The following is a 24,406-nucleotide window of genomic DNA, read 5'->3' on the forward strand; positions in this document are numbered from 1 at the left end:
GATTTGGGGGAGGTGGTGGTGGAAGTTTGTCCTTAACAGGGGGAACAGATGCTTTCTCTTTGTTCGTGCCCGGATCAGGTCGAGTTTCTGGTCTTTGCATGGGTCTTGGTCTATCTTGGTCTGGCATAGCATTAATTGGTTTATTGTTGGAGATAACGTTGCATATAAGCACTGGTTTCTTTGTCAGCTTTTCGGTTTACCGAGAAGATAATCCAGATTTTGATTCTGGAGTCGCTCTTTTCAATTTCCTTTTTCCTTTCTTTAATCTGCTTGAATCGCTCAGATGCTTCTTTTTGGGTGATACTTATCCGATAATCAATCCAAAGCGATTCAAGTAAATCAAGGTAATCACACCATTTATCTCGTAGCTCTGCTACGTCTTCCATGTACTCGTCGTTGGCAATGAATTTGTCCTGAAGCAATTCTAACAATTTGACAAAAGTGGCTAATCCTGCACTGACGCCTGTCCAAACAGCCCCTTTGTCTGACAACCAGACGATAAAACCAGAGGAGGTCAAAAGGATAGTAGTAATTTCAAAGTACTTCTTGATTGACTTGAGGAATGCGAGGTATTTGATTAGATAAACAGTGTGTTTTTTAACATCATACAATTCATCCCACAAGATGCTATTCATAAATTTTATCAAATACGGTTTGTCAGACGCGACCGCCCTTTTTTACTTAGCTTAACTTACTCAGGCGTACCATCTGTCGCCCACAACCCGACAACCGACCAGATTTGAAATACGCTCAAGTGCCCTTTGTCACACGGAAGCTGGCCACGGAAAGGCATAGACTGCACCCAACGACTGCAGGGGTTAATGGCGACGTAGGAGCCTTTATACACCTGCAGTCGTTGGGCTGAAACGCTAACCTCGTGGCCTGCTGCCTGTCGTCCGACAAACTGCCCGCACGGAGCTTAACGACGCACTTTGCACTTTTTTGCACCCTCAACGGTTTGTGTATTGGCGAAAGCAGAGTATTAGAACTCCGTCAGCCGAAATTAAGCACGAATGTTGATAGAAGTACAAATGTTCAAATACTTCCGTCTGCCGTGCTTTTGCCAATACCTTGTTACCTGCCGTACTTCCTTTTGTCGCAGCGTTTCTCTATTTAATTATTTCATTAAATAAATCAACTGTTTCTTTGTCAACCAATGTTGAAATAATCTCAGGTTTGTAGCGAAATACAGCGTATAGCGTTCCTGCGTTTCTACCTTTACCTGCAACTGTCATATTAAGTCCTGCTGATGAGCCGTCTGCGGCAACTGTCGTCCCTTTATCTGTCCCTTCAACTCTAATCCAATCAGTTCGTGTATACATATTACCGTTTGGTGCGTATACGTATTTATAACCGCACTTTTTTACTCCACCACTACTGCCGCTTGTACAGCTATTTTCAACGGATAATTCAACAGTTTTAGATTGATATTCTGCTTTTCGTCCTGACCTAAACTCTTCTTTCAACTTACTCATTTCACTTTCATAAAGGACTAATTTTTGAGAAATTGTCAAGTCAGTCCTATCTTCTATTGCTTTTAAAATTATTCTATGTTTGTCCTTGTAAGGCTGTAAAAAGTCCGATAAAGGTTTTACAGAGTAGTCTTGTGCTGAAACATAAATCGTGCTTGTCAAGATGAAAGCAAGTACCGCAAACGTTTTTTTGATGATTGTTTTTGTTCTCATTTTATTTTATTTAATTGTTAATTGTTGTAGTCTGTTGGTATGGCAGGTAACTCGCCGATTGACGCATTTTCAATATAAAATATGCACTTCGTATTTTGTATTGCTGTATTTTTCAAGCCTGCCTATCGGGGCATTCGCTTTGTCGTAAGGACGCTGCCCGGCAAACGTAAACCTGCCTAACCGAGGCGTTCGACTTGTCGACAGGAACCCGAAAATGTAAGATAAGACCTGACTTCTGCGGCCTGCAACCTGTCGCCGGAGCGATGCCTTGGAAGCACATTTTAGACGAACACTCAACGCCCGCGAGGGCTGATGGTGGGCAAGCAAATATACTGAACTAAAGCCACTTATACCTTTACACCCTCGTTTGGTTAGGCTGCCCCGCTTTCCCTCGGGACGTGCATCCTATCGGCGGAAAGCTGCCCTATGCAAAGCGACTAATCGTAGCTTTTCCCTTTGACATCTTCTAATCGTAAAGCTTCGCCCTCTACTTCATACAGCCCATTGATGTCAAATTCAAATAGGGTTTCATCACTCGTGCAAGTGGACGTATAAACGTTTCCATGCACATCATAATATTTTGCTCTCCATTGATAAACACTAATTCGCCAATCAATTTCAAATGGCTCACCTGACATAAGGGAATACACTTTAACCGGGTTTTCCCAATTAACAGAAGTGCCTCCTTTATAGGCAATCATTGCATTTATTGCAGTTCCTTCTCCAACGTTTTTGCAAATCCATTTACCTCCTATATCTTTGAATATCAGTATTGGACGTGTTTTAGCGGACTCTAAAATATCTTTTTCGGTATCTCTATGGCGTTCTGATTTATGAATGACAAAAGTTAATACGCCAAAAATTACAAGATTAGCTATCGAAATAAATACATTCAAGAAATCACCAAATTGTCCCCAAACCTCAGTTTTTTCGGATTTGTGAGTACCAAACTGAAACCTATAGATTATTACTGCAATTATTGGTATCAGTATAGCTATTACAGCTGCACCAACTAGCCAATAAGAGTAATTATACTGTTTTGAATTCTTATTCATTATTTCTATGTAGCAAACTTATTGACATCATTAGGTATCACAAGTACATAAATCAATGCCTTATCATACAAGCGTGTTAATCTATTATCCTCCTTTAATTTTACAATAAATCTATACTAGTAGATTTATGCATTTTCTTATGTGTTTGCAAGTTCAACGAACCATTTTTCGTGTGAAAATCCCCGTCTATCTAATTTTAATAACAAATTTTTGATAAAGTTCTCATCTAATATTTGTTTTATAAATGGCCTTAATAGTGATGATTTCTTTACACTCACGAACTCGTCAATATTTTTGAGTGTATACTCAGATGAAAGACGAAAATTATCTGGAAATGATACTCTTGTTTCATATTTTGACAATAACTCTTTAGGGAGTCTGATAGGAGGGCATATAAAAGGTACTATATCATCTTCACGATCTAAGCCGTACTGTGTTTTCAACTCTGCATTGGCCAAATCATAAATCTTCTTGCGTTCAAGATCAAAATCACTATAACTTGCATTTGAATCATAAATCCTAAAACAAATAGCCTTTTTTAATTTCAAGTATTCATGTATTTCATCCGTTATACTGAAGTTACGGTTATGATATAAGTCACTGTAAAAATTACGAATATCTGTGTAAAACTCACCATCTCTTCCTCTAGAGCCACTTTGCCGATAATTAAATAAACATAACTCTTCAAGTTTATCTTCAAAACTTATTAAATCTTCCAAACTTATTGATTTGCAAGACGTTACAGGAAGTGAGTGGCAGGCATAATAAGAATCAAAATATGCTTCTCTATTACTGCTCAATTCCTCAAACATATGCCGTAAGCTATCGTATAGGCCTCTGAAGTGGTTTCTTAATGGATATTGAGTTCCTATTGGTTTCTTATAGGGTTCGGGGCCACCATAAGGCCCCTTAAATATATGATCAAATTCTCCAGAATAATCATTTACCGAATGTGGCATAATATGATCAACTAAGTATAGTAAATTTTGATTATCCCAATATACAAATCTCTCTAAATCTGGGTAAATAATCTGAAAAGCAGAAAATTGCGATAATGAAGTCCATTCACAAAGGCAAGTAATTTTATCACTATGATAAGAAATTAAATCAAGTACCTGTTTAGCGATTTCTAAATTTTTGACATCGAAGTAGTCTACATATTTCCCATCCTTATATCTGCATAGTTCTTTTTCTTGGGCTATATCCTCATTGTGATAACGTATAGTTTTTCCATTGTATCCTTGCTTCAATTGTTTGTAAATGGAGATGATTGAATCGTCATCATTTATTAAGAATACTAATCTTATTGGGCAGTTTTTCCTTATAATTGACAGCAGAGGTACGTAATAGTCAGGATGAGCTAAAATAAAATCCCGTATTAGGATTTCTTGATAAATTACTTCTTGCTCTAACATAAAAAACTAACTTTTTATACCTGCCTAACCGGGGCGTTTACTCTATCAGCCGGAACCCGCCCAACGAGCAATAAACCTGACCGCTGCGACCTGTCGACCGAAACGCTGAAATGGAAACCCAAACCTGACCACGTGGGGCGGTCAAATTGTCGCACGAAACCCACCCTGCAAGCACTTGATGGACGGGCCACCCAACAAGTTATTGTATGCAATTACGCTAAATATCAAACTACTGTATAAAAGCTGGTTAACATTTAGCGTTGTTTTAAATAGTACTGTTTAATCTGTCATTAATCTATAAGAGAATGCATGCAACGCTAACCATTTTTGTCCAAACTTACATGCACTTGATCGTTAAAGTCATTCTAAGTAAATTCTAATTTATTTATCGGTAGAAAAGGCTTTAATATTCTATAAGATTACTTGGATGGTCAAAATATAGTATAAATTTCAATAGTCAATGACACAAGATTGTAGTTATAAGCGGTTGATTATGAGTAAATTTTCAATCAGAAGGGATCTAGTTGATGAAGGGTAAATACCTTACGGCTGAAGATGATGCCAAACGGGACAAAGCGTTGGACTCGGTTATTTACGACGTAACAGACTTTACCAGTAAAGCAACGGGAACTCCGGCGAGCGTGGTTAAACTTGTACGAGAGTGGATTACAACCGATAAAGATGACCTGGAAGACTAAGATTAGTGATTCGTCTAAAAAGTTTGTGCTTTGATGAAGCTTTGTCCTATTAAGTTAGCCAGCAATGTACCTTTTATATTATAGGCTAACTTAATAGGACCCCTTACACACCTGTTTGGATGTGTTGTGTGTTTTTAATGGACTGATAATCAATAGAAAAAAACATACAGCTTTCGGGGGTTGGTTCGCCAGAACGCGGTGGTGGTTGGGCTGCAACCTTCTTGCGGGACGGGCTTCTTGTCAGCGGAAACCTTCCCACGCGGAGCGCACAACTATGTACCTTCCATATTTATGACAAGCCTGCCAACTTCTGACTTGTCGAATTAGGCGGCTTTTCACTGGAAGTTCTTTCGCAAGTATTGAACTTGACTGAATGAGAAGCATCAGCCTCCTTGCTAGGACATGTAGCGGTGGGTTTTTCTCACACAAAAATTTACTTCTTGCTAAGCTTTTCATTTCCAGTACTAAATCCCCAATTTACTCCTAACAGTGATACTAAGTTATTTGTACTTCCAAAGTTTTTACCAAATGCTCCTGTTATATACAAGTTGTCTTGTACTTTATACTTAATGAGTCCTGTTGAGCGATGAGTTTTTATTTCTTTATTTGCTCTCGAAATATACTCATAGCCAAATGATAATTTTTTAAACTCAAATTCGAACTTGCCGCCAATATCAAAGAAATTTTGAATTTCATACTTATCCTGATTGTTCTTTTTGGTCCCATCTGAGAGATAACGACCAACCACATACAAGTTCAAATAATTATTTTTTTCATTATCTTCTTTATCTAAACTCTGGGAGTAGTTTAAAGTCAACCAAGTGCCGAAACGACCAAAACGATTTGTAGAAAAATCATTGTTAAAAAAAACTGTATTATAGGCTATAGCAAAATCTAAAGCTATTAGTGGCCTAAGATTAACAGCTTTTTTTATTGATGAAACGGAATCTTTCTTAGCTATTAGATTTAAAACCCGTGTTTCTATTGCTTTGTATTCATCAGGCTTAATTACTTTAAGTGCAACTGTAGCGCCTTCCGCATTTAAAGTAGAGTCTACATATTTCAGGTGATTGACAGTTCTAAAATAAGCGTCGTATATGTCTTTACGTTGCTTTGAAGTATATAATTTCAATAAATTAGTTCTAGCGCCAAACGCAATATTATTAATAGGTTTATTTGTAAGGGTATCATCCTTGTTCACGTAGGCTACCGATAATGATACCGTTTTTAGAGCGGTTGTCAATTTTCCATTTTGAATACCTATATATTTTAATGCGCTCATATTTTTACCGTGCTTAAAAAACCAAAATGGTGTAATTTCAATGGCATAATTCTTGGGAAAACCGTTGCTTTCACCAAAAGAGTTAAACGCACCAACTGTAAATGCTTTGACAGAGTTAGGTCGCTCTATACTTGTTGGAGCTTGGTCGAGTAAAATAAAGCCAGGAGAATTTGGAATTTCTAAATCTTTAAGGGTCAAACTGTCCTTATCTTGTGCAAAACATAGATTAACACAAAAGAAGATAATCAGAGTTATGAAGCTTTTCATATCATTTCTACTGGTTTAGTAATAGAAACCATTTTATAATCTGGAGAAACAGTTATATCATCATTATCAAAATTATAAACCTGATTATCCGAAAAACCACCAGAGAAACTATAATCTATACGAATTAATTCGACCTCTCTTTTTCGAAGGTCATCGTCTAAATGAGACATATTAATCAATGTTCTAACAACAATATAGCTTTTTCGCACTTTGGAAGCCAACCCAATAGGAAGAGTGAGAATATCACCATTAGCAGGTTTTTCTGGATTAGGGTTATTACGTTGGCTAGTAGATTCGTCAATTAAGTTGAATTGGCCACCGCTTCTAAGCAGATAAACTGCGGAATAGGCCGCCCCAGCAGTAATCACGTTTACAGCCGTCGATAACTGGTTGTTGTCGACTAAACCTGTGTCGTATACTCTTTTCATAATTATGTTTTTTTATTGAAAAAACAGAGATTTTTAATATGAAGTTTTTCTGATACTCGCAATTAGTAATGCTTTGGGAGTAGTTTTTAAAATCATACAAAGTTATTGATACATACGAATCGTGAATAGGGTGTTTTCCCCGTATTCTATGGGGCGTTTACCCTGTCGCATGGAGCTGCCCCGCAAATGAAAACCTGCCCAACTAGGGCGGTTTAACTTGTCAGCCACAACCCGCCGAACGGGCAAAGACTTAGCCTATGCGGCCTGCAACCTGTCGCCATAATCCGCCCCGCAAGCACTGCTTGTTGCTATGCACCCAACGCCTTGAAGTGTTGATGCTACGGGGCATAAACCAACTGAACATACACAAGCTGTTCCGTAGTTTTCACACTTCAAGGCGTTGGGTGCAATTACTCCGCATACTCGCCCCGCTGGCTATCGGATTTACTCTAAAAAAGACAAAGACTATGACTAATACACAAAACCCTTCCGCCCGCACCAAGCTGGCATGTGAGCTTGAACAGCTACCCCCTTATCTATTTACCCCTATGACGAAAGAAGGGTACGAACGTAACATGGATATTTATGAGAAGGTATTGGGGATGTGTTTAGGGAATAAAAAAAGCCCCTCCGAGCGAAGGGGCTTTAATGATTGTAAAGACTGAATTTGTTATCTATCCAAAGGATATGGAACACAATACCCTTTTTATAGCCCAGAAAGGGTTTTTTTCCTAAAAATCGCCAAGCCAAAAAAAATTTCACATCATCTGTTACTACTTGGTGTATTTTCCCTTTTACCGATCCCCTGTTAATTTTTTCGGTGCCCATTGCATGTCTGCCGGACCCTCTAATATCATCCCAAGTTAATTGACTCAACTTGTGAAGCTGCTTAGTAAATGCAACTATTTCATCTTTGTCACATTCGTCTAAATCATACCCCTTCGTTAAATAGCGAAAACAGAAAATAGGGTGTTTTATCTCAGAGCTTAACGAATCTATGGTAATCTTTACATTTGGACCCTCAGTAACAGGAGGTCGTTTGATTCCCATCAGCTTTACTAGTTGATGTGTTGTTTAAAGAATATCCTCATTGACTCTTGGCTTATATCTGCTTTTCCATTTTCATTCGCATCTCGCCAAGGTGACTCTTGGTGGGTCATATCCCGAAGCTTCCAAGCAGAAAATTGACCATAAACATTAAAGACTTCTTTAATTAAACTCTCTTGCTCCTCAGTAAAAGCAACAGAAAATTCATAATCAGGTGTTGGCGATATAGGTAAGCCAGCATTTTCTTTGTAGGTGTGGTAAAGTTCAGGCACTACTGGTCCATATGTCCAAGGTGCTATTCCATCCGGGAAAATAGCATCGTCGTGTAATGCTAAGTGGAATCCCTGAACATAATAGACTAACTTTTGAAGTTTAAGATTGGTGACATCGTTATCGCCAACCTCTGTATCTGCCAGCCTTAAAATATACTCAGCTACATCTCTTGCAGTTGCCATATTGAATGTCGATTAATTATTAGGGACGCAAAGGTAAGGTTAATATACGAAATATTCTACTATATATAACACAAGTAGAGTATAATATATTTAAACAATATTAGTGCCAATTATGTCTTAATGATTATTTCTGTTTGATTTTGTTCAAAAATGTGCAATACTACTAGGATAGTAGCTTGGATATAGTAAAGCCTATACCAATGCCGCCAATTAGGGCACTGAATAACCAAAAAATAAATTGAGCCGTGGACATCTTCACTTCGTGCGTAGCAATTGGTTTCTCGTTTTGGCTGGGACTAGTTTCGGGTTGGATTTGGGGTAAGACCTCAAAGTCTTGACCTATGTTGTTTCCAGAATTATGGTTGCCAAAAATAGAGTTATCAATCTTCACCATTGGGATTTTTGATTCAGACTCTCGCTTGGCTATTAAATCTTTCCATTTTTCGAAACTACCAGATTCGATAGCTTCATAGCCCTTATCTGTTAAATCATATGTATTGCCGCGTGGGACTATAAGACCAATGGCCTTCATCTTGCTGACTGCCCTTCTGTACAAATCGGGCGTATCATTACTTATGCCTATATAGTTTCCCTGGGAAACATATAATAAGATTTCATCAATCTGCTCTGATAGGGTCATGCAAGTATAATTTTGGCGGAAATACTCATTTGTTGTAACACAGCTCTACTCGCCCGTGCCAATCCTGATAAGTAACTCTATTCCCTAAGAGACATAGAGCAACCGGACACGTAGCACATAGAGTGACTCAACACCGCTTAACGCCAACGTGGCAGATGGAGTAGTGCCCTGCAAAACGTAGCTGGGTCATAGACTTGCATCGCGTAGCATGTTGGGACTTCACCCAACAAGATATTGTATGCAATTACGCAAAATGTCCAACTACTGTATAAAAGCTGATTTATATTTAGCGTTGTTTTAAATAGTACTGTTTAATCTGTCATTAATCTATAAGAGAATGCATGCAACGCTAGCCATTTTTGTCCAAACTTACATGCACTTGATCGTTAAAGTCATTCTAAGTAAATTCTAATTTATTTATCGGTAGAAAAGGCTTTAATATTCTATAAGATTACTTGGGTGGTCAAAATATAGTATAAATTTCAATAGTCAATGACACAAGATTGTAGTTATAAGCGGTTGATTATGAGTAAATTTTTAATCAGAAGGGATCTACTTGAAGAAGGGTAAATACCTTACGGCTGAAGATGATGCCAAACGGGACAAAGCGCTGGACTCGGTTATTTACGACGTGACGGATATTGCCAGTAAAGCAACGGGAACCCCGGTGAGCGTGGTTAAATTAATGCGTGAATGGATTACTGGCGATAAAAAAGATTTGGAGGACAATGGTTAATTATAGGTGAGTATGTCCATTAAAGGTCGTACTTGGCTTGCAGCCCAAACTCATAAAGTGAGATAGTAAACAGTAGAGTAAAACTTTATTTTCACTAGGTTTCCAAAGAAGGACATAGGCTCTTCTATTGTCTCTGAGATACTGAATAGTTGACAACAATGTATTTTATGCGCATGTTAGCAGACAATTTGCAAATTCTACTTAACGTACGTGTTGACTGACTAATAATGAGAAATTTAATTTACCGAACATGCCTTTGTGATCTCACCCTCGTTTGACTACAAATCTGCATTCATGGACGAACAACTATTCCTCGATAACTCGCCCAAGTGGAGAGAATATAACTAGTCAGTAAGTGTTATCGAATTAATTTAAGCGTATATGAATCAATTGGAACTGTTGTATTGCATTCCCAAATTGAACTGAATGAGTGCATATATTTTTTAATGACTTCACTGTTGCTGTTCTTGATTTTAAAAGCTGGTAGGTCAGAACTGTTATGCTTGTAAAGGAAATGAACAAAATAACTATATTTTTTAACATCATTAGGGTCGATAATATAGGCCCTGACTCTAGGTATATAATTGTATAGCCTTATTTCTAAGCTTCCACTTGTAATCGCGTTTTTTGACGATTTAATCATGTTCCATTCCTCTTTTAATTCTTTTAACGCCTTTATTGTTGTTTCGCAATCAATCAGAAATTCTCTGGTTGTATCATTGAAATCTTCTAAAACAATATCTCGTCTGAAACTGTCCGGATTAAAAATTAAGTACTTTATGTTAGCGCCGTTCCTGAGCTTATCTAAAAGGATATTTTTGTGCTCTTTGACCGAAATGTAAAAATTGCCAGCCCAAAAAATAGCCTCTCTGTCTATACTTGAATAGATGTTCTTGAATTCTTGTTGAATTAGTCTACTTTCAGAAAAAACTTGAATAAGCGTTTCTTCAGTTTTTTCTTTAAAAAAAGGGAAAGCTAGAAGAGATAAAACTATACCTAATAATGATAAGATCCAGCTATTTTCGAAATTTCCACCCAATTTTACGGATGCAATTTCTATGTTTGGAACTATTGAAATAACTATAAGTGCAAACCCTGCTCCTGCAACAGTGTTAATTAGAGTTTCTGAATAATTAAGTTTAGCTAACAGGCTTATTCGCTTAGTATTCATTTTTATAGAGTTTATATTCAATTGCCTTGATTAAATCTAAGTTTTAAATTACTAGTTGGATCACACCAGACATACTCACGGGCAAAGGCCTGTCTGTCAAGAAGCACAACTTATTCGTATGAACCAGAAATTAAGCCAATTCATACACTCTCGCCCAACAAACCTGAATGTTGTTGGAGGGAAAAGCTAGATGCTTGGATATTAAACCAATTACAAACTCAATACAGTCCTATTGTTGTGCTGAAAATTCACCTTTGAAACGTCCATCTTGCCTTTGGTATCGTACCCAAGCGAAGTGAAAAAATTCAATTAGTTTAAGACTACTATCTAATGATATGGTCTACATTCTTAGATAATACGCTTGAAATAAACTTATTAACGGTAGTCTGTCCACCTCCCAAATTATTGTAAAATCCTACAATTCTAGGATTTAGTTGGGTACTATCATCGTAAATTTTAGCTTTGATTGTTGCAATAGCCATTATTGCATTTTGAATTGTGGTTGTGTTTAGCTGGCTTGGTATTGGAATCAGACTTGAGATATCTTTCCCACTAATTCCAAGTGTTTGAACTATTAATGTCCCTGTAATTTGTTTAGCTTCTGCTGCAATACCTAATGCAAATAGGTTACCCAAATCAACACTGCCTTCGTTCACTTTTATAGTAGCCGAGAATCTTAGACCAACACCTACATAAACAGGTATCACTCCATCGGGATTAAAGCCATTTGAACTTCCATCAGGATTATTTATCAAAGTGTAAGGGATAAAATCTTTGATGTTATTTAAAGAATCTACCTTTATCATTACCGGAAAAGACTTGGTGTCAAACTTGATGTAGTCTATTACAACCACATAACTATTTCCAGCATACCCAATTTTTGCTGGTCCGAAGCTAGCATTTCCTTTTCCATCTGCTTGCCCAATCGCTAATCTCATAGTTTCGTCGGGTAGTGACCCCATCAAACGATTATTTGGGATCTGAATAACACCACCATAATAATATGCTGAGTCTAACTTTCGGTCGAAAAAACGTGGATTAACAGGTAATGGATCTAAAGGCTGATACCCAAATGTTTGGGCGTTTTGCGGGTCCCCCAGTGAAGTTGTTTTTGAGAGCAGTTTGGAAGGAGAACAACCCAATGCTATTATTAATAAAGCCAAGATATATAAGAGAAATTTATCCATTAGTAAAGATTTATTTGGGAAAATATTGAATTAATGAAGTTTAACTGCCAAAATGTTCTCTTTATCTAAAGTGTACTGATTTGTATAATCTAGTGTTAGATTAAAGGAGAGTTTCATTATGATTAAAGTCTCAAAATAACCCCCAAAAAATTAGTATATTATGTTATAGAGATATCGTTCTGAAATCTGGATTGGAAAACCTGAACTTAGTTCAGGAACATGAATCTTCTCGCTAAGACACTCACTTTTCAACTTGTAAATTTAATACGGCCAGAAAAGGATTGGTAGGGTATTTTTCCCGTATTCTGGGTGGATGGCATAGCTTAAATATAGGTTAAAGGATAATTGTCTTTTTAGCTATTGTCCAATTAATGCCAAATTGATCCGGATAATTGATTCAGATATATGTATAATAGGTTACCCTTATGCTTCCTGCTAGAGTTTGCCAAACTGGGAGCGGCTCGTATAGACCGGGCGAATGCAGTTTGGAGAAAGCAATTTAAATCGAATCAGCTTTCTTTTTTAAGCAGGAGGTATTCTGTGAGGCCAACCAGTACTAAATAGACAATCCAATGTTCACACACCCTCAACGGGTTGTCCCCGTTTAGCGACCTGGCAGAGAGGGCGGGATTTTAACTCGCGAGACAATTAAGCCTGACACCTCAGTAGGGTGTTGGTTTCAGCCACTTACCAACCACTCTATATAGTTTATTTAAGTCAAACTATCGCTGAGTATCTCTTTTGGGGCCTGGGTAGTAGAGCCCCTGCATTTGACTTTTTAAGCTGACCGGATAGCATTTGGCACACCAGTTAGTTTGGCGATTTCATTTCTCTTACGTAGGGGCCACACTAACAGCGCCACCAACGCAAACTCTCCCACAATCAACTTAGAGCGGAGGGATGGACTCGAACCACCGACCTACGAACCTTTCAATCCGTCACTCTGCCACCTGAGCTACCTCCGCTTTTTTAGTAGTTTACGGGCACTTTTATACGTCATCCGTTGAGCCTTGTATTGAGTTCGTTGAATACATCACTGGAAACGGAGTTATCGGCTGCTGGTCGGAGGTGAAGGGTAAGCCAGTCTACTGCCAGCATAGTCACAAGGAAAAGTAAGTCGAGCATACGCGTACTAAATTCAGGCCTGAGCCCGGGATGAAACTTTCTCAAACGTTACCCTGTACTCGTCGCCGGGTTCAAACAGGCCAAACGCGTCGGGGTTGGTAATGGTCAGGGCGATCTGTCCCTGGGGCGTGAAATTGGAAAACACCCTGTTTTCAGGTTTGGTCGCACTGGGGGTAACGGCAGAGAACTGTAAAATTTCTGAACCGCTTTTGGTCGACAGCACGCTATCGACTTCAAAACGGGTTACAATACCTACTGGCGAGGTGGACATAAAAGTTACGGTTAAATACGGAATCGTTAGTCTCTTGTCAAGAGAGACCGCTAAGATAATGAAAAAGAATAAATAGTAAATAGTATATATGTATAGTTTGCTATTTCTTGAGGAGCCCTGTAAGGTGCGGCTCAGGCGTCGAAACTATCGGGTAGGTCTGGAAGCGCCGGGATAGGCCGGATAACCCATTCATATCGGTCAGAATTGAACAGATATCGTTTTTTGCCGCGCCGGTCCTTTACCGTGACAATCTTGTTTTTAAGTTCAAGGAACTCGGCAAAGAGAATCTTTTCGGTACCGGTTTCTTTGTCTCCCTGATTACAGACAACCTTCTGACCCACGTTGAGGGAGGTTTTAGGCGGGGTGGCTGGCAAATTCAGGTTCGAGCCGTCGTTGGGGTAGGGCACCTTTGGGGCGACTTTATAGCCCTGAATCCGATCGGGGCGTATGCCGGTATCGAAGTGATTGAGCGAATCCCGGAACCCGCTCAGATTGGCAGCCAGTTGAAGCTGCTCGTTGAACTCGGCGGATTCGCCCTGCTCGTCGGCCAAATCCAGCATTTTCATGACGGCTTTCAGCCGGTTATTCTCCTGTACGTTCATTTATATACGTTAATTTAATTGAATCGGGTAACCCATCATGTAGACCGTGTGGGGTCTATCGGGGCTGGGGTTTAACTCGCTGGGCGCATGCAGTATCGGATCGTAGAGTTCGTCATCCTCCTCGACGGTAATGGAGTAGTCGCCCCAGCCGGTATAGTTAGCCAGCGCACGGGCATCCTCTACGTGTTTCACATAGCCCCATTTTCAGAGAAAATAACCTGTCCATCGGGATACTGTCGAATAATGAAGTTGATAATTCTCATGCGGCAAGGTCAAGTTCCTCAGAAACGATGTCGAAATTCACATTCATCCGCGCGGCTTGCTGAATGACAGTTTTCAGTAAATGACGCCATTGCGCAGCACAGGCGTGGTTTTGGTTGTCGTAAATCTCTTCAATGAAGTTTCCCGCTTCCCGGAAGTGACGGGTTTGGACCCAAGTGTAGGAGGTGTTCATCTGGGCGTAGGTAATCAGGGGCGTTAGCTGGCGCACAAGGGCAACAAACCAGATGCGGGCATCGTCGATGAGGTGTTCCCGTTTGATCTGTTCCAGCGGCCTTCGGCCTGCCCGGCGCTTATCGCCCCGGCCGATCAACTGGTTTTGGGTAATGCCGTATTCGCTGACGATGGCGTTGGCGATGGCTTCGAACAAGGTGTGCTCACCGATTCGGGCAAAGTGCTGACGTAAATGATACTGCTCAACAGCATCCTGTAGCTGCTGATGACTGTGTTCAAGTCGGGCAAAATTGGCTTCGATTAGGCGTAGTTGTCCTTGTAGCTGCTCGATTGCAAGCTCAGTAGGAGTCATTCAGAAATTGATTTTGATTCTGGCAATTCAAATATATAATCTTCCATATGTAATTGCTATTATTTCATATGAATAATTAAGCATGCGTCCTTCACTTTTGGGGAAAAATGAACCTCTCCCAAAATGATTCCAGGTTTTGACGAAGCTCAATTGAATGAGGATGCAGGATTAAGCCAGTCCTCGATCAAATTAGACGTGACGTCTGACGGCTCGTTTGCCATGAATCCCGATGATAAGTCGGCTATGGAAAAGATTGCGGCCCAGACACCGACCGGCATTTCGACACCCGCGCCCCCGGCGCTGCCTGCCGTTCCGGAATACCTCTCTACCCACATGCCCGCTCCTGATGCGGCTCCTGCGTCGCGGGAATCCATCGACTGGGGCCAACGCTGGCAGGAAACCTTCGGGGCGGCTCCCGAAGCGGAAACGGAAATTAACCGGGACAGTTTTGAAGCGGCCGTTGTCAAGCGTGACAGCTACGAGGAATTTCTGGCGGCAAAGCCCGAAGTACCCGTTTTGCGGGAAATTGTCAGCGGTAGCCTATCGGAAGTAGAACTGGTTCAGCAGGCCGTCAAAGGCGAACTGCAACGCAATGGCATTCGGTCCACGGCGGTCTACGATCAGGAGATGCAACTGTATCTCGATGAGAATGGCCAGCTGACTCAGGCGGGCAAGGAACGGGCCAGTCAGGAAAAACAACAGGCGACTCGTCAGCTGACCCAGATTGAAACCGCTGCCAGTCAGCACGCCGATGATGCCGTAAGCGGGCTGAGCAACTTTTACCAGGTGCTCGATACGACGGCGACCAATTTTAAGCCCTTCGGTATTGAACTGCCTGAAACGACGGTAGCCGATATGAAGGAAGACATTCGATCAGGCCGCGTTGATGCCTGGCTCGATAGCAGTAAAACATCGCAAGAAGCTGCCCATAAGATGTTCCTGCTCTCACTGATTTCTGATCAAACCCGACTGGCTGAATTTATTCGGCTGGCGGATCTGCGTGGTCAGGAGTACGGGGCGAATCGTCGGCTGGCTTCCCAACTCTCCTAACGTTTAAAACTAGTTTAGCACATGCCACCAGTACATCCGCTGAAAGTGACTGAGGTTACCCGTAAGCAACGTCGCTTAGTCGGTGATATGGAAGCGCGTAACGATCTCTTTTACGACAAAGAGATTTATACGCAGATTGTCCATGCCGAAAACCCGATGAGTCCCTACTTCTTCTTCTCGAAGGTGTTAGGGGGTCAGGGTGGGGCTCTCGACGAAATGTTCGAGCCTGTTACCCACGGTATCGGAGCCGAGTTTATTAAAATTCTGGAAGAAAGCGATTTCCAGGAACACGCCCGTATTCTAGACATCAGCCGGGTTCCCGATCGTCTGTATGCCGGTGTGAACTTTGATGTATCGCTCGACCGCGCTATCGCTGACGGTGACGAAACGCTGATGGGCCGCGATGAAGAAACGCTGTTCCGCGTGGAAGCGCGTCGTCCGGGTACCAACGGTACGGACTTCACCTTGCAGTACATCGGCATTCCCGGTACCTACGTATCAGGTGCGTTTCTGCGGGTGAATGATATTCTGCACGTTGGCTACGGTAACTCGAAAGGGCAGGGGTCGATGAACTCCAACACCCTTGTCGATGATCTGACCAAACGGACGACGTTCTACAATATGTCGAACATCATCCGCTACGGGTATACCGAAACGGGAGGGTACCTCTCCGACGAGGTGTATCAGTTCGCCGTAACCAAAGCGATGGACGGTTCGTCGACCGATCCGGTCCGTACCGACCTGCCGGTTAAAGTAATGCGTCGTATCCTCAAGTCAGTGGATAATGCCCTGATGTACAACACGCCTAACTTTGACCCACGGACGCGTAAGATTGCCAACCAATCGGCCAACGGTCGCTGGCACGAACGCCCTTACTTCGCGGGTATGTACTGGATGCTCGATCAGTGTCCATGGAAGTGGCGGCATTCGAAATACGCGTCGTTGGACGAAGGCGTTCAGAAACTCGATTACATCCTCCAATTCCTTTACAACAAGCTGGGCAAGAAAAACACCGTTTACGCCATGGCGGAAGGTGCGGGTCTGGAATGGTTGCGTAAAGTGATTCTGCAAGGGGGTCTCAAAAAATACGGCGTCAACATCTGGCAGCAGGTGACGGGCGGTGACGTGCTGAAGATCGGCTTCGAAGCTGACCAGTACATTACCTCACACGGCCGTATCATCATCTACGACATTGGCCGGGCAATGGACCGTTGGGGTTCGTTCGACAAAACCAGCTTCGGCGGGGTATCGTACCGTAAACGCTCGAACCACATCTACCTGATTCCTGGTGCGGTGAAGGGGGCGAACGGGGTGATGAAGAAACCCGCGCACATCTACTTCAAGGAAGGTAACGGGTTCTCACGGGCCTTCACCTTCGGCTATATGAACGGCATCACCGGCGACAAAGGCTTTACGGCCGATCAGTTGCTGAACATGCAGGATCAGTTCATCAAAAACAGCGTATCCAATGATCGCTACCGGCTCGATTCGCCGGTCGATGGCCGGGAGATGCACGTATTGATGCAACTGGTACCCTACATGGATGTGCGCAACGTAGCACGTCTGGAATTATTCTAACCAAAAAAAGGGTCAGGGCTCAAGCCATGCCTGACCCTTTTTTTATCCCTCCCTTTTTTGGCTGACTCTGATACTGAATTTTCTCTGTTACCAAAATGCAATCAACCGAAGTAATCGCTACCCTGCTTTCTGATAATCCCCTTAAGATTGGCTACGACACAACCGGCAGTCCGGTGTTGGGTCTGGATGGCTGGAAAGAAGTCATTGCGGGGGAACCCGTCTTTTTTAAATACCTCAACGACGCCGGGGTTCCCGAGTCGTTCATGATTGAGGGTCAACGCACGTTTGATCTGAGCAACCCGATTCACAAGCGCAACTGGAATACGCTCAAAGCGGATATCAAGATGCACCCTGATCTGGCTAGCCAAATCAAGCTGATTGATCCCCAGGAGGACGCTGAAAACGAAATGAAAGCGGCCCGTCGCCTGAAAAAGCTGTTGGACATCCTGATGGACCACGAAGCAGACGGCAACTGGCTGGCTAAAGTATATCGTCTGGTGATCGGGACGGCAAGCGGCCTGACGACTCAGGTACTTTTCCGGGCACTCTGGGAGAAGGCCAAAACCGAACCCGATAAATTCGGGACAACCAAATGGGTTTTTGAGGGGGAATACTTCGAAACCGAAGCCCTTATCGCCCTGGCCTGCGAACGGGGTGTGATCATCAAGGATGGGGAGTTTTACAAGCGCGCCGACGGATCGGTATTTGCCGAATCGCTGGCCAAAGCGCGCTACTTCATCGACAATGATGCGGCCTACAAAAACTTTATTCAGAATGCCGTATCGGTCAAGGTTGAGGATAAAGCCCCGGAATTGAGCTGGACCGTAGAGGCCTCCGACGAATTGCTTGAACTGGTTAATCAGGTGGGCGAAAAATCCGAACTGATTCCGGTCAATGCGGACGGTTCGGTCGATCAGTCGGGGGATGCCGACAAACGGCAGGTTGAACTGGAAACCCTGATAGAAACCCTGCTCAACGGCGGTCTTTTGGATGAGCACGCCGATGGTCATATCACGGGTCATGATTTCAACGTCGACGTAGCCAGCCGCGCCGAACTGATCGGGCTACTGAAAGGACAACCCGAACTGGAAAAGCAATTTAAAGAGTACGCTTCCCTGAATTAAATCGCGTGAGAGCTCAGGAACTATACCGGACGTACCAGACGCTGGCCGATACGGCGGCTCAGGCGCACTTGAAGCCCGCGAGGTTTGCTCGGTTGTATTGGGTCTGTGCCATCGACTGGCTGCTTCAGCTCACACGTGAACCCAAAAGCGAGCGCGTTAACCGGGCTATGCAGCCTTTCAAGCGAAGCTATACCGGGGCGGGAAAGCTCATTCTCTATAAAAATATCAGTCCGCCCTGTCTGGCTATCCGGGCGGTACGGGCTGATTTCCCCCATGAACGGACGGATATGCCGGTGAGTCCGATTGATTCGGATGAACTGGGAACGGCTCAACAGGACCCCTTTCGGCGGGCTACCGACGATGAGCCCAAATACACCGAAGAAAACGATGTGTATCTGGAAATTCTGGCTGACTCGGTTCCCCTCTCCGTGCGGGTGGTATATCTGACCTTTCCGCGCGAACTGGATATGACGGCCAATAACGAGCCGATGGAAACGGAGGTTGATCAACTGGCCATCCTTCGGCGCGTGATTGCGGAAAAAGACCTGATTGACGAGCGATACAACCGCTATCAGCTACTGGCGAGCCGGGTTATTCCGACCGCCGAACAACCAACTTAATTTTTTCTCAGGATGTCCAAACAGAGTTCTTCCTTTATCGGCTATCGTCAACCCGGCGATTGCCGCCCCAACGCTGATATCGTCGTGTATTTCCCCGGTACGACGGCTGACCTACCCCTGATTGAGGCCAGCAACCTGGTCTTCAAAGGCGGGATTGCCAATGTGCCCAATCAGGGTATTGCCTTCAACGGTTTCGGAGCAGGCGACTACAAAATTGATTTTGACAGCATCAAGCCCGGTGGCGCTGGTGTCAAGTTGCGGTGTGCCACGACTGAGCTCAAACAGCGTATCCGCTTCAACGTGGCCCGTAGCTCGTCATGTGGGGAGTACATGACCAACGTGATCGCCCTGGAGCTAAAGCCGGTCGAAACCTGCGCCCAGGCGTATGAGTTCGATGAGGAATTACCGCTGAATCTCTTCAAGCGCTGTTCGACGCTGGAAACCGACTGTCAGGTTACCGAATCGCTGGCGCGTCAGTTCAACGCCAACTACGCCCATCTGGGTACGGCTTATCAGGTTATCGAAAGCGTAGAGGGTGCCAACCGCTATGCCGTTGATATCGAAATCAAAAATCCGGGCGATTACTTCCAGGTTGAACAGCACGAAGGACTTTCCCGGCCGCGCGTGATTATTCCGTCCAACAAACGGACTTATACCCGTTCGTTGGTTCAGGACTGGTTCAACACGGCACCGAATGCGCCGTTGATCTTCTCGGGTGTGGATGCTACGCTGAACGTGATCGAGTTGTTTATCACTATCGACGTCAATACAACGATGTCCGGTATTGCGACCTCGGATCTGGCCAGCGATACGAACACGACGACGAAGGTACCGGTAACGGTGACGGTGCTCTTTGAGCAGAACAGCAACGGGGATGCGGCTTTTGCCAAGCTCAAAGCCCTTCTGAAAGGACCCGGATCGGGCAACGGGGCGGCTCCTTACATCTCCAGGATGATCGACGATACCTGCGCTGATAACGTATTGTTTCCCTACACGCTGGTTCGGGCAGATTCGGGGGATGGTGCGGCCTTTGCTGCCATTAAAGCCGACTACCCCGATATCAAGACCGCGTTCATGGTGGGCTACATCGGCGGTAAATCCTACTACGAAATCTATACCGGCTCAGACGGCCTGCCAGTGCCTAGCTCGGCCAAACCAAACGATGTGCTGACCAAAGGCGGTAATCAGGTGCCCGCACCCTATACCGTGTCGGCTTGTCCGGCGGGTACGGCCTGTGGTGACTGTCCGCCCTCGCCGGGGGCTCCGATTTAACGTTTAGTCATGACCGTTAGACAGGCTATTGCCCATCTTTACGCCCAGCCGGAAGATGCCTTCTATTACTGGCAAGGCATCTTCCGGTATTGGATTTACAGACGGTCGGCTTTACGCTGGCTCCTGCGCTGGCACATCCGTCGCCAGTACGAGTTCAGAAAAGTGGCGGCTCAGGACTGCTATTACGCCGGTGAATGCCGGTGCTGCGGGTGTCGAACGCCCGAACTGTTTATGGCCGATAAAGCCTGCGGGGCGGGCAGGAAGCAATACCCCCGCTGTGTGGGACAATCGCCCTGTTATCCCAACATGATGAACCGGACCCAGTGGTACCGGTATAAACTCAACCAACGCTGATTATGGAATTCAGCCCTACAACCTACCCCCTGGGTGACGTTGCCGTCACCGAAACGGCCGAAGCCGTCTTCAAACGTGCCGAAGGTGGCAAAGCCATTTCGCGGGTCGATTCATCCTGCGGCTGCGCGGTCATTGACGGCCGGGTAAAGCCCGATCAAACGGACATCAAAATAACATTCTCGGCGGGGTATCTGCCCGAAGGGGTCAAGGCTTCGGGTAAAACGGAATACCTGGCCAATAAGTACGTCACGGTGGTCTACGCCGATGATACGTTTGATACCCTCTTTATCACGGCCCGCGTCTACGAACCCCAGCCTGCACAACCCGCCGAAGTCGTGCCCGATTCTGAGGCCTAATTTATGATCGATATTCCATTAGAGACACAAGCCAGCGTGTCGGTACAGGATTTGTACCGGCCTGTTGCGCTTATGTCGCGACTGCCCGATATGCCGCTGCAGCGGGGCGATAAGGCGTGGATCTGGTGGAAGGAACAAATTAAGCGTTGCCGCTACGGCTGGTGGGCTCCCGATGGTCATTACCTCAACGGCTATCAGTACTTCTACCTCAACTTCATGCAGATTCCGGTTCAGGATGAAAAGCTGAACATTGCGGAATGGCGGCAGCCGTGGTACCGGGATAATGACGAAACGATTTTCGGCTATCTGTGGCGAAATACATCCCGCTCGCTGGCTAACGGGAAGGCAATACCGGCCAAAAATCACATTGAAGCGAAATGCCGTTCGATTGGCTGGACGCAGATTACTCTGCTGGGCGTTGCCATGTGGACGTTCATCTTCCGGCCTGACCGCGCCATCGGCATGGGCTATTCGGACGATGAGGTAATTGGCATCGAGCGGTTGTGGTTTCAGGAAAGCTGGGCCAAACTGCATCCGATGTTCCGGACCTGGAAAGGTCAGCTGCTGGAGCCGTTGTATAACAACAAAGACACCTTCACGGTCGGCTACAAGGACAAGAAGAACCCCAAGATTATCAAAGAACACAACAACGTTCAGTTCAAGATCATCGCCGATAAGGCCGGGGTATTCAAAGGGCAGCGGTTAAACCTGATTATTGCCATTGAAGCGGGTAAGTGGAAGGGTGACAGTCTGAAGAACTTTTACAACGAAAACCTTGACTGTCTGGAAATGGGTAGCTACAAATGGGGAATGTTCCTCATTGGCGGTACCTCCAACGTCATCATAAACAAATCCACCAACTACAAAGACATCTATTTCAATTACCAGGCTTACAACGCGACGCGGCACTTTACGTCCAAGTCGATGGTGTTGTCTGGTTTCTATGATCTGAAAACGGGTATCTCCGACCAGGCAGCGGCCATGCAGCATATTCTGGCCACGCGTAAATCCAGGGAAGGAGACCCCCAGTCGTACCAGCAATACCTGATTGAAAATCCGCTGACTGATCAGGAATGCTTTACGCCGAACGAATCCTTTGCCTATGATGCGGCCCGCATTAACCAGCAGGTCGCCTTTCTGAAAGCCAACGGCTTTGATACGCTCTGGCGTCGGGGGCGGCTCGATTACGAAAAGGATTATACCAATAACCGCCGGACGGGACGCATCAAGTTTTACGAAGACCCCAACGGCAAATGGCTCATTAACCTCGAAGGCCTGCCCAATGCCCGGTATAAGAACCTGCATATCGCGGCCGTCGATGATACCTATAAAGGGGCTGACGAAGAGAAACTGCGGGCGCGGGATTCGCGCAACTGTATGGTGATCTACCGGCAGCCGACCTCCCATAACATCAAAAGTGATATGCCGGTGGCGGTGTTTCTGCATCAGACGCCGGAAATGGATGATATCTACGAAGAGTTTTTAAAAGGCCTCAAATACTACGATGTCAACCAGTGTCTGTACGAATACAACCATGACGGTTTCGTAAAATATCTGCGGCAGGCGGGTGAACTGCGGAGACTCTATTACGTGGGCGGCAATCCGGGTTTGTCGGTGAAGGGCAAGGTAAAAACCGAATTGACCTACCTGGGCAATATGTTCTTCCGGGATGGGCGGTTCCAGAACATTACCAGTCTGGAAATCCTGCACGCGCTTTCGGTCTGGGGTACGAAGGAAAACACGGATATCGGTTCGGCCTTCCACCTGATTCTATATCTTCTCGATGCGACAAAAGAGAGGGAGGTAACGCTGAAAAACGGTGAGACTGACATGGCCGATAAGGGGATGCCTTCTCAGCGCGTGGTGCTGGGTGTGCGGCCTGTGGAGACCCCGAAACCGGCTCTGGTAGCCAGTGGGGGCGATAACCGGCCGGGGGCTGATCTGCGCGGGGCTGAACGGAAAATTATCAAACTGGGACCTCAACCGTCGACAAGTACGCGGCTGAACTACCCACGAACTCAATACGCCTGATGGCAACTGTCGACTTACAAATTGCGCTTGAATTACTCACGCCGGGAACCCTGCGGATCTGGGACAAAACCCCGGCTTCGGCCTGGGGCGGTAGCAATCCGGCGCGTTCGTCGGTGAGCAAATACCGGGTGTATCTGGGCTATCCCGAACAGGCGGGCTACAGCTGGGAAGTCGATGCGAGTTTGACCGGACCGATCGCTACGGGCATCTACCGCAAAACGGCGGGTGAGCTGATGGCGGCTCTGGGTGCGGCTGATTTTATCAATAACAAGCTGGCGTTCCGGTCTGGCTTGCTGGAAGTGCGGATTCAGGCAGTGTCCACTCAGACCGTACTGCGGCTGCGGAGTAACTACCTGGTTCGGCTTCCCGCTGATCTACCCGCCGGTGCGCTGGTGTGGGTCAAAAAGGAAGGTGTCTGGGAAGATATTACGGCCTACGGCTCAGTGGTAAATGGTGCCTGGCAGTGGTCCTGTCTGGATTCGGTCGACCTGTTTACGCACTGGAAATTATTGATAAGCGGCAAAGAGATTACTTGCGGAACGGCACTGGTCGAGAAGCTGACGGATGAAGCCACTCAGCGAACCATTATGGTGGTGCTGGGGGAATATATCCAGCAACTCTTTTTGGTAGGTGCTGAACGGCAGCAGTGGTCTGATCTGGTGCTGCAATGGCTGAATGAACAGGTCGATGGCTGTCAGCCGCATCAATATCCCAAAGAATGGAAGTGGGGCAGCTACAACGAATGCAAACTATCTCTGCTGGGTCAGTTGCTCGACCGGCTGGAAGATGCGGGTAAACCGATTCTGGCGGGCGGTGTGCCCTTGGACGTACCCACGGCTACGATTATTCTCAAACGCGTGCAAGCTGAACTCAAGACATGGAAACGACTGCCTTAAATGCGTATGGTGATTTCCAGGAGGTGATCGGTCGGATTGAAGGCGATCAACTGACGGCTTACGGCCAGGCCATGCGTCAGGGCAAAACAACGGATGCCATTGAGCTTCGGCTTCAACGGCTGAATCTGATCCGGAAGGCGGCTGCCTACTGGTCGCCGGAAGGCATTCAGAAAGCAACTATCTACTTGAAACTATTCGCCAATGTGTAACTGTTCCTGTCCGCCCCCGATCGCTACAGAACCTGCACCCGTCCCGG

General features: G+C 44.9%; 28 protein-coding genes and 2 tRNA genes. 12 read left to right on the plus strand and 18 right to left on the minus strand.

Annotation, left to right across the window (positions count from 1 at the left end):
• Nucleotides 1–140: 140 nt before the first annotated feature.
• From CRO74_RS06870 to CRO74_RS06885, 4 genes are all read right to left on the minus strand, one after another.
• Complete coding sequence (locus CRO74_RS06870) at nucleotides 141–635, minus strand: hypothetical protein (RefSeq protein WP_097125238.1); 495 nt, start codon at nucleotides 633–635, stop codon at nucleotides 141–143.
• A 474-nt stretch (nucleotides 636–1,109) separates the two neighbouring features.
• On the minus strand, nucleotides 1,110–1,685 hold the full coding sequence (locus tag CRO74_RS06875) for a hypothetical protein (RefSeq protein ID WP_097125239.1): 576 nt from the start codon (nucleotides 1,683–1,685) through the stop codon (nucleotides 1,110–1,112).
• A gap of 437 nt (nucleotides 1,686–2,122) precedes the next feature.
• A complete protein-coding gene (locus CRO74_RS06880) occupies nucleotides 2,123–2,740 on the minus strand; it encodes a hypothetical protein (RefSeq protein WP_097125240.1) in 618 nt (205 codons plus the stop codon).
• Nucleotides 2,741–2,877: 137 nt separating this feature from the next.
• Nucleotides 2,878–4,155, minus strand: a complete 1,278-nt coding sequence (locus CRO74_RS06885) for a hypothetical protein (protein WP_097125241.1) — start codon at nucleotides 4,153–4,155, stop codon at nucleotides 2,878–2,880.
• Nucleotides 4,156–4,682: 527 nt separating this feature from the next.
• Between CRO74_RS06885 and CRO74_RS31490 the strand changes: the two genes are divergently transcribed.
• Entirely contained in the window at nucleotides 4,683–4,853 is a 171-nt protein-coding gene (locus CRO74_RS31490) for a hypothetical protein (protein ID WP_179830137.1), read from the plus strand.
• Nucleotides 4,854–5,286: 433 nt separating this feature from the next.
• Here CRO74_RS31490 and CRO74_RS06890 read toward each other — a convergent pair whose 3' ends face one another.
• The 5 genes from CRO74_RS06890 to CRO74_RS06915 all read right to left on the minus strand — a co-directional run bounded on the left by CRO74_RS06890 (nucleotide 5,287) and on the right by CRO74_RS06915 (nucleotide 8,972).
• Nucleotides 5,287–6,402, minus strand: coding sequence for a hypothetical protein (locus CRO74_RS06890; protein ID WP_097125242.1), 1,116 nt, complete (start codon nucleotides 6,400–6,402; stop codon nucleotides 5,287–5,289).
• Entirely contained in the window at nucleotides 6,399–6,830 is a 432-nt protein-coding gene (locus CRO74_RS06895; protein WP_097125243.1) for a hypothetical protein, read from the minus strand. The genes CRO74_RS06890 and CRO74_RS06895 overlap by 4 nt, the downstream gene beginning before the upstream one ends.
• Nucleotides 6,831–7,475: 645 nt before the next feature.
• On the minus strand, nucleotides 7,476–7,880 hold the full coding sequence (locus CRO74_RS06905; RefSeq protein ID WP_097125245.1) for a hypothetical protein: 405 nt from the start codon (nucleotides 7,878–7,880) through the stop codon (nucleotides 7,476–7,478).
• Nucleotides 7,881–7,888: 8 nt separating this feature from the next.
• Entirely contained in the window at nucleotides 7,889–8,332 is a 444-nt protein-coding gene (locus CRO74_RS06910) for a Panacea domain-containing protein (RefSeq protein WP_097125246.1), read from the minus strand.
• A gap of 163 nt (nucleotides 8,333–8,495) precedes the next feature.
• Nucleotides 8,496–8,972, minus strand: a complete 477-nt coding sequence (locus CRO74_RS06915; RefSeq protein ID WP_097125247.1) for a hypothetical protein — start codon at nucleotides 8,970–8,972, stop codon at nucleotides 8,496–8,498.
• Nucleotides 8,973–9,528: 556 nt separating this feature from the next.
• On the opposite strand from CRO74_RS06915, the gene CRO74_RS06920 reads away from it, so the two are divergent.
• Entirely contained in the window at nucleotides 9,529–9,708 is a 180-nt protein-coding gene (locus CRO74_RS06920) for a hypothetical protein (RefSeq protein ID WP_097125248.1), read from the plus strand.
• A 358-nt stretch (nucleotides 9,709–10,066) separates the two neighbouring features.
• On the opposite strand, the gene CRO74_RS06925 is transcribed toward CRO74_RS06920, so the two are convergent.
• The 9 genes from CRO74_RS06925 to CRO74_RS06955 form a co-directional block, all read right to left on the minus strand.
• Nucleotides 10,067–10,879: a hypothetical protein gene (locus CRO74_RS06925; protein ID WP_097125249.1), complete on the minus strand. Its 813-nt coding sequence runs from the start codon at nucleotides 10,877–10,879 to the stop codon at nucleotides 10,067–10,069.
• Between the two features lie 323 nt (nucleotides 10,880–11,202).
• Complete coding sequence (locus CRO74_RS06930) at nucleotides 11,203–12,066, minus strand: hypothetical protein (protein ID WP_097125250.1); 864 nt, start codon at nucleotides 12,064–12,066, stop codon at nucleotides 11,203–11,205.
• Nucleotides 12,067–12,679: 613 nt separating this feature from the next.
• Nucleotides 12,680–12,767 (minus strand) — tRNA-Ser (locus CRO74_RS31495).
• Nucleotides 12,768–12,957: 190 nt separating this feature from the next.
• A tRNA-Phe gene (locus CRO74_RS06935) sits at nucleotides 12,958–13,031 on the minus strand.
• A 31-nt stretch (nucleotides 13,032–13,062) separates the two neighbouring features.
• Nucleotides 13,063–13,191 (minus strand): hypothetical protein, encoded by a 129-nt coding sequence (locus CRO74_RS32200; RefSeq protein WP_262508206.1) that lies wholly within the window; start codon nucleotides 13,189–13,191, stop codon nucleotides 13,063–13,065.
• 13 nt (nucleotides 13,192–13,204) lie between these two features.
• Nucleotides 13,205–13,462, minus strand: coding sequence for a hypothetical protein (locus CRO74_RS06940; RefSeq protein ID WP_097125251.1), 258 nt, complete (start codon nucleotides 13,460–13,462; stop codon nucleotides 13,205–13,207).
• A gap of 131 nt (nucleotides 13,463–13,593) precedes the next feature.
• Nucleotides 13,594–14,064, minus strand: a complete 471-nt coding sequence (locus CRO74_RS06945; protein ID WP_097125252.1) for a hypothetical protein — start codon at nucleotides 14,062–14,064, stop codon at nucleotides 13,594–13,596.
• Between the two features lie 9 nt (nucleotides 14,065–14,073).
• Nucleotides 14,074–14,256 (minus strand): hypothetical protein, encoded by a 183-nt coding sequence (locus tag CRO74_RS06950; RefSeq protein ID WP_097125253.1) that lies wholly within the window; start codon nucleotides 14,254–14,256, stop codon nucleotides 14,074–14,076.
• Nucleotides 14,257–14,323: 67 nt separating this feature from the next.
• Nucleotides 14,324–14,869: a hypothetical protein gene (locus CRO74_RS06955; RefSeq protein ID WP_097125254.1), complete on the minus strand. Its 546-nt coding sequence runs from the start codon at nucleotides 14,867–14,869 to the stop codon at nucleotides 14,324–14,326.
• A gap of 123 nt (nucleotides 14,870–14,992) precedes the next feature.
• Here CRO74_RS06955 and CRO74_RS06960 point away from each other — a divergent pair, with 123 nt between their 5' ends.
• From CRO74_RS06960 to CRO74_RS07005, 10 genes are all read left to right on the plus strand, one after another.
• On the plus strand, nucleotides 14,993–15,919 hold the full coding sequence (locus tag CRO74_RS06960) for a hypothetical protein (RefSeq protein ID WP_097125255.1): 927 nt from the start codon (nucleotides 14,993–14,995) through the stop codon (nucleotides 15,917–15,919).
• Nucleotides 15,920–15,940: 21 nt separating this feature from the next.
• On the plus strand, nucleotides 15,941–17,497 hold the full coding sequence (locus CRO74_RS06965) for a hypothetical protein (RefSeq protein WP_144035881.1): 1,557 nt from the start codon (nucleotides 15,941–15,943) through the stop codon (nucleotides 17,495–17,497).
• A 95-nt stretch (nucleotides 17,498–17,592) separates the two neighbouring features.
• On the plus strand, nucleotides 17,593–18,621 hold the full coding sequence (locus tag CRO74_RS06970) for a hypothetical protein (protein WP_097125257.1): 1,029 nt from the start codon (nucleotides 17,593–17,595) through the stop codon (nucleotides 18,619–18,621).
• Between the two features lie 5 nt (nucleotides 18,622–18,626).
• Nucleotides 18,627–19,241 carry a hypothetical protein gene (locus tag CRO74_RS06975; protein ID WP_097125258.1) on the plus strand — a complete coding sequence of 205 codons (615 nt, stop codon included), beginning with the start codon at nucleotides 18,627–18,629 and terminating at the stop codon, nucleotides 19,239–19,241.
• 12 nt (nucleotides 19,242–19,253) lie between these two features.
• Nucleotides 19,254–20,513: a hypothetical protein gene (locus CRO74_RS06980; protein ID WP_097125259.1), complete on the plus strand. Its 1,260-nt coding sequence runs from the start codon at nucleotides 19,254–19,256 to the stop codon at nucleotides 20,511–20,513.
• 9 nt (nucleotides 20,514–20,522) lie between these two features.
• Nucleotides 20,523–20,867: a hypothetical protein gene (locus tag CRO74_RS06985; RefSeq protein WP_097125260.1), complete on the plus strand. Its 345-nt coding sequence runs from the start codon at nucleotides 20,523–20,525 to the stop codon at nucleotides 20,865–20,867.
• Nucleotides 20,868–20,869: 2 nt separating this feature from the next.
• A complete protein-coding gene (locus CRO74_RS06990; RefSeq protein WP_097125261.1) occupies nucleotides 20,870–21,223 on the plus strand; it encodes a DUF1573 domain-containing protein in 354 nt (117 codons plus the stop codon).
• 3 nt (nucleotides 21,224–21,226) lie between these two features.
• Entirely contained in the window at nucleotides 21,227–23,254 is a 2,028-nt protein-coding gene (locus CRO74_RS06995) for a hypothetical protein (RefSeq protein ID WP_097125262.1), read from the plus strand.
• On the plus strand, nucleotides 23,254–24,150 hold the full coding sequence (locus CRO74_RS07000; protein WP_097125263.1) for a hypothetical protein: 897 nt from the start codon (nucleotides 23,254–23,256) through the stop codon (nucleotides 24,148–24,150). Before CRO74_RS06995 ends, CRO74_RS07000 begins: the two co-directional genes overlap by 1 nt.
• Complete coding sequence (locus CRO74_RS07005; RefSeq protein ID WP_097125264.1) at nucleotides 24,132–24,359, plus strand: hypothetical protein; 228 nt, start codon at nucleotides 24,132–24,134, stop codon at nucleotides 24,357–24,359. Before CRO74_RS07000 ends, CRO74_RS07005 begins: the two co-directional genes overlap by 19 nt.
• The last annotated feature ends 47 nt before the right edge of the window (nucleotides 24,360–24,406 follow it).

Origin of the sequence: Spirosoma fluviale (assembly GCF_900230225.1) — a bacterium.
GTDB classification, from domain to species: Bacteria; Bacteroidota; Bacteroidia; order Cytophagales; family Spirosomataceae; genus Spirosoma; species Spirosoma fluviale.

Coding starts and splice junctions, on each gene's coding strand:
- CRO74_RS06965 (WP_144035881.1), top strand. CDS start 15,941: ATGCCACCAGTACATCCGCTGAAAGTGACTGAGGTTACCCGTAAGCAA.
- CRO74_RS06870 (WP_097125238.1), bottom strand. CDS start 635: ATGAATAGCATCTTGTGGGATGAATTGTATGATGTTAAAAAACACACT.
- CRO74_RS06970 (WP_097125257.1), top strand. CDS start 17,593: ATGCAATCAACCGAAGTAATCGCTACCCTGCTTTCTGATAATCCCCTT.
- CRO74_RS06885 (WP_097125241.1), bottom strand. CDS start 4,155: ATGTTAGAGCAAGAAGTAATTTATCAAGAAATCCTAATACGGGATTTT.
- CRO74_RS06895 (WP_097125243.1), bottom strand. CDS start 6,830: ATGAAAAGAGTATACGACACAGGTTTAGTCGACAACAACCAGTTATCG.
- CRO74_RS06960 (WP_097125255.1), top strand. CDS start 14,993: ATGATTCCAGGTTTTGACGAAGCTCAATTGAATGAGGATGCAGGATTA.
- CRO74_RS06995 (WP_097125262.1), top strand. CDS start 21,227: ATGATCGATATTCCATTAGAGACACAAGCCAGCGTGTCGGTACAGGAT.
- CRO74_RS06915 (WP_097125247.1), bottom strand. CDS start 8,972: ATGACCCTATCAGAGCAGATTGATGAAATCTTATTATATGTTTCCCAG.
- CRO74_RS06985 (WP_097125260.1), top strand. CDS start 20,523: ATGACCGTTAGACAGGCTATTGCCCATCTTTACGCCCAGCCGGAAGAT.
- CRO74_RS06875 (WP_097125239.1), bottom strand. CDS start 1,685: ATGAGAACAAAAACAATCATCAAAAAAACGTTTGCGGTACTTGCTTTC.
- CRO74_RS06905 (WP_097125245.1), bottom strand. CDS start 7,880: ATGGGAATCAAACGACCTCCTGTTACTGAGGGTCCAAATGTAAAGATT.
- CRO74_RS06990 (WP_097125261.1), top strand. CDS start 20,870: ATGGAATTCAGCCCTACAACCTACCCCCTGGGTGACGTTGCCGTCACC.
- CRO74_RS06890 (WP_097125242.1), bottom strand. CDS start 6,402: ATGAAAAGCTTCATAACTCTGATTATCTTCTTTTGTGTTAATCTATGT.
- CRO74_RS06955 (WP_097125254.1), bottom strand. CDS start 14,869: ATGACTCCTACTGAGCTTGCAATCGAGCAGCTACAAGGACAACTACGC.
- CRO74_RS06880 (WP_097125240.1), bottom strand. CDS start 2,740: ATGAATAAGAATTCAAAACAGTATAATTACTCTTATTGGCTAGTTGGT.
- CRO74_RS32200 (WP_262508206.1), bottom strand. CDS start 13,191: ATGCTCGACTTACTTTTCCTTGTGACTATGCTGGCAGTAGACTGGCTT.
- CRO74_RS06980 (WP_097125259.1), top strand. CDS start 19,254: ATGTCCAAACAGAGTTCTTCCTTTATCGGCTATCGTCAACCCGGCGAT.
- CRO74_RS06925 (WP_097125249.1), bottom strand. CDS start 10,879: ATGAATACTAAGCGAATAAGCCTGTTAGCTAAACTTAATTATTCAGAA.
- CRO74_RS31490 (WP_179830137.1), top strand. CDS start 4,683: ATGAAGGGTAAATACCTTACGGCTGAAGATGATGCCAAACGGGACAAA.
- CRO74_RS06945 (WP_097125252.1), bottom strand. CDS start 14,064: ATGAACGTACAGGAGAATAACCGGCTGAAAGCCGTCATGAAAATGCTG.
- CRO74_RS07000 (WP_097125263.1), top strand. CDS start 23,254: ATGGCAACTGTCGACTTACAAATTGCGCTTGAATTACTCACGCCGGGA.
- CRO74_RS07005 (WP_097125264.1), top strand. CDS start 24,132: ATGGAAACGACTGCCTTAAATGCGTATGGTGATTTCCAGGAGGTGATC.
- CRO74_RS06940 (WP_097125251.1), bottom strand. CDS start 13,462: ATGTCCACCTCGCCAGTAGGTATTGTAACCCGTTTTGAAGTCGATAGC.
- CRO74_RS06910 (WP_097125246.1), bottom strand. CDS start 8,332: ATGGCAACTGCAAGAGATGTAGCTGAGTATATTTTAAGGCTGGCAGAT.
- CRO74_RS06930 (WP_097125250.1), bottom strand. CDS start 12,066: ATGGATAAATTTCTCTTATATATCTTGGCTTTATTAATAATAGCATTG.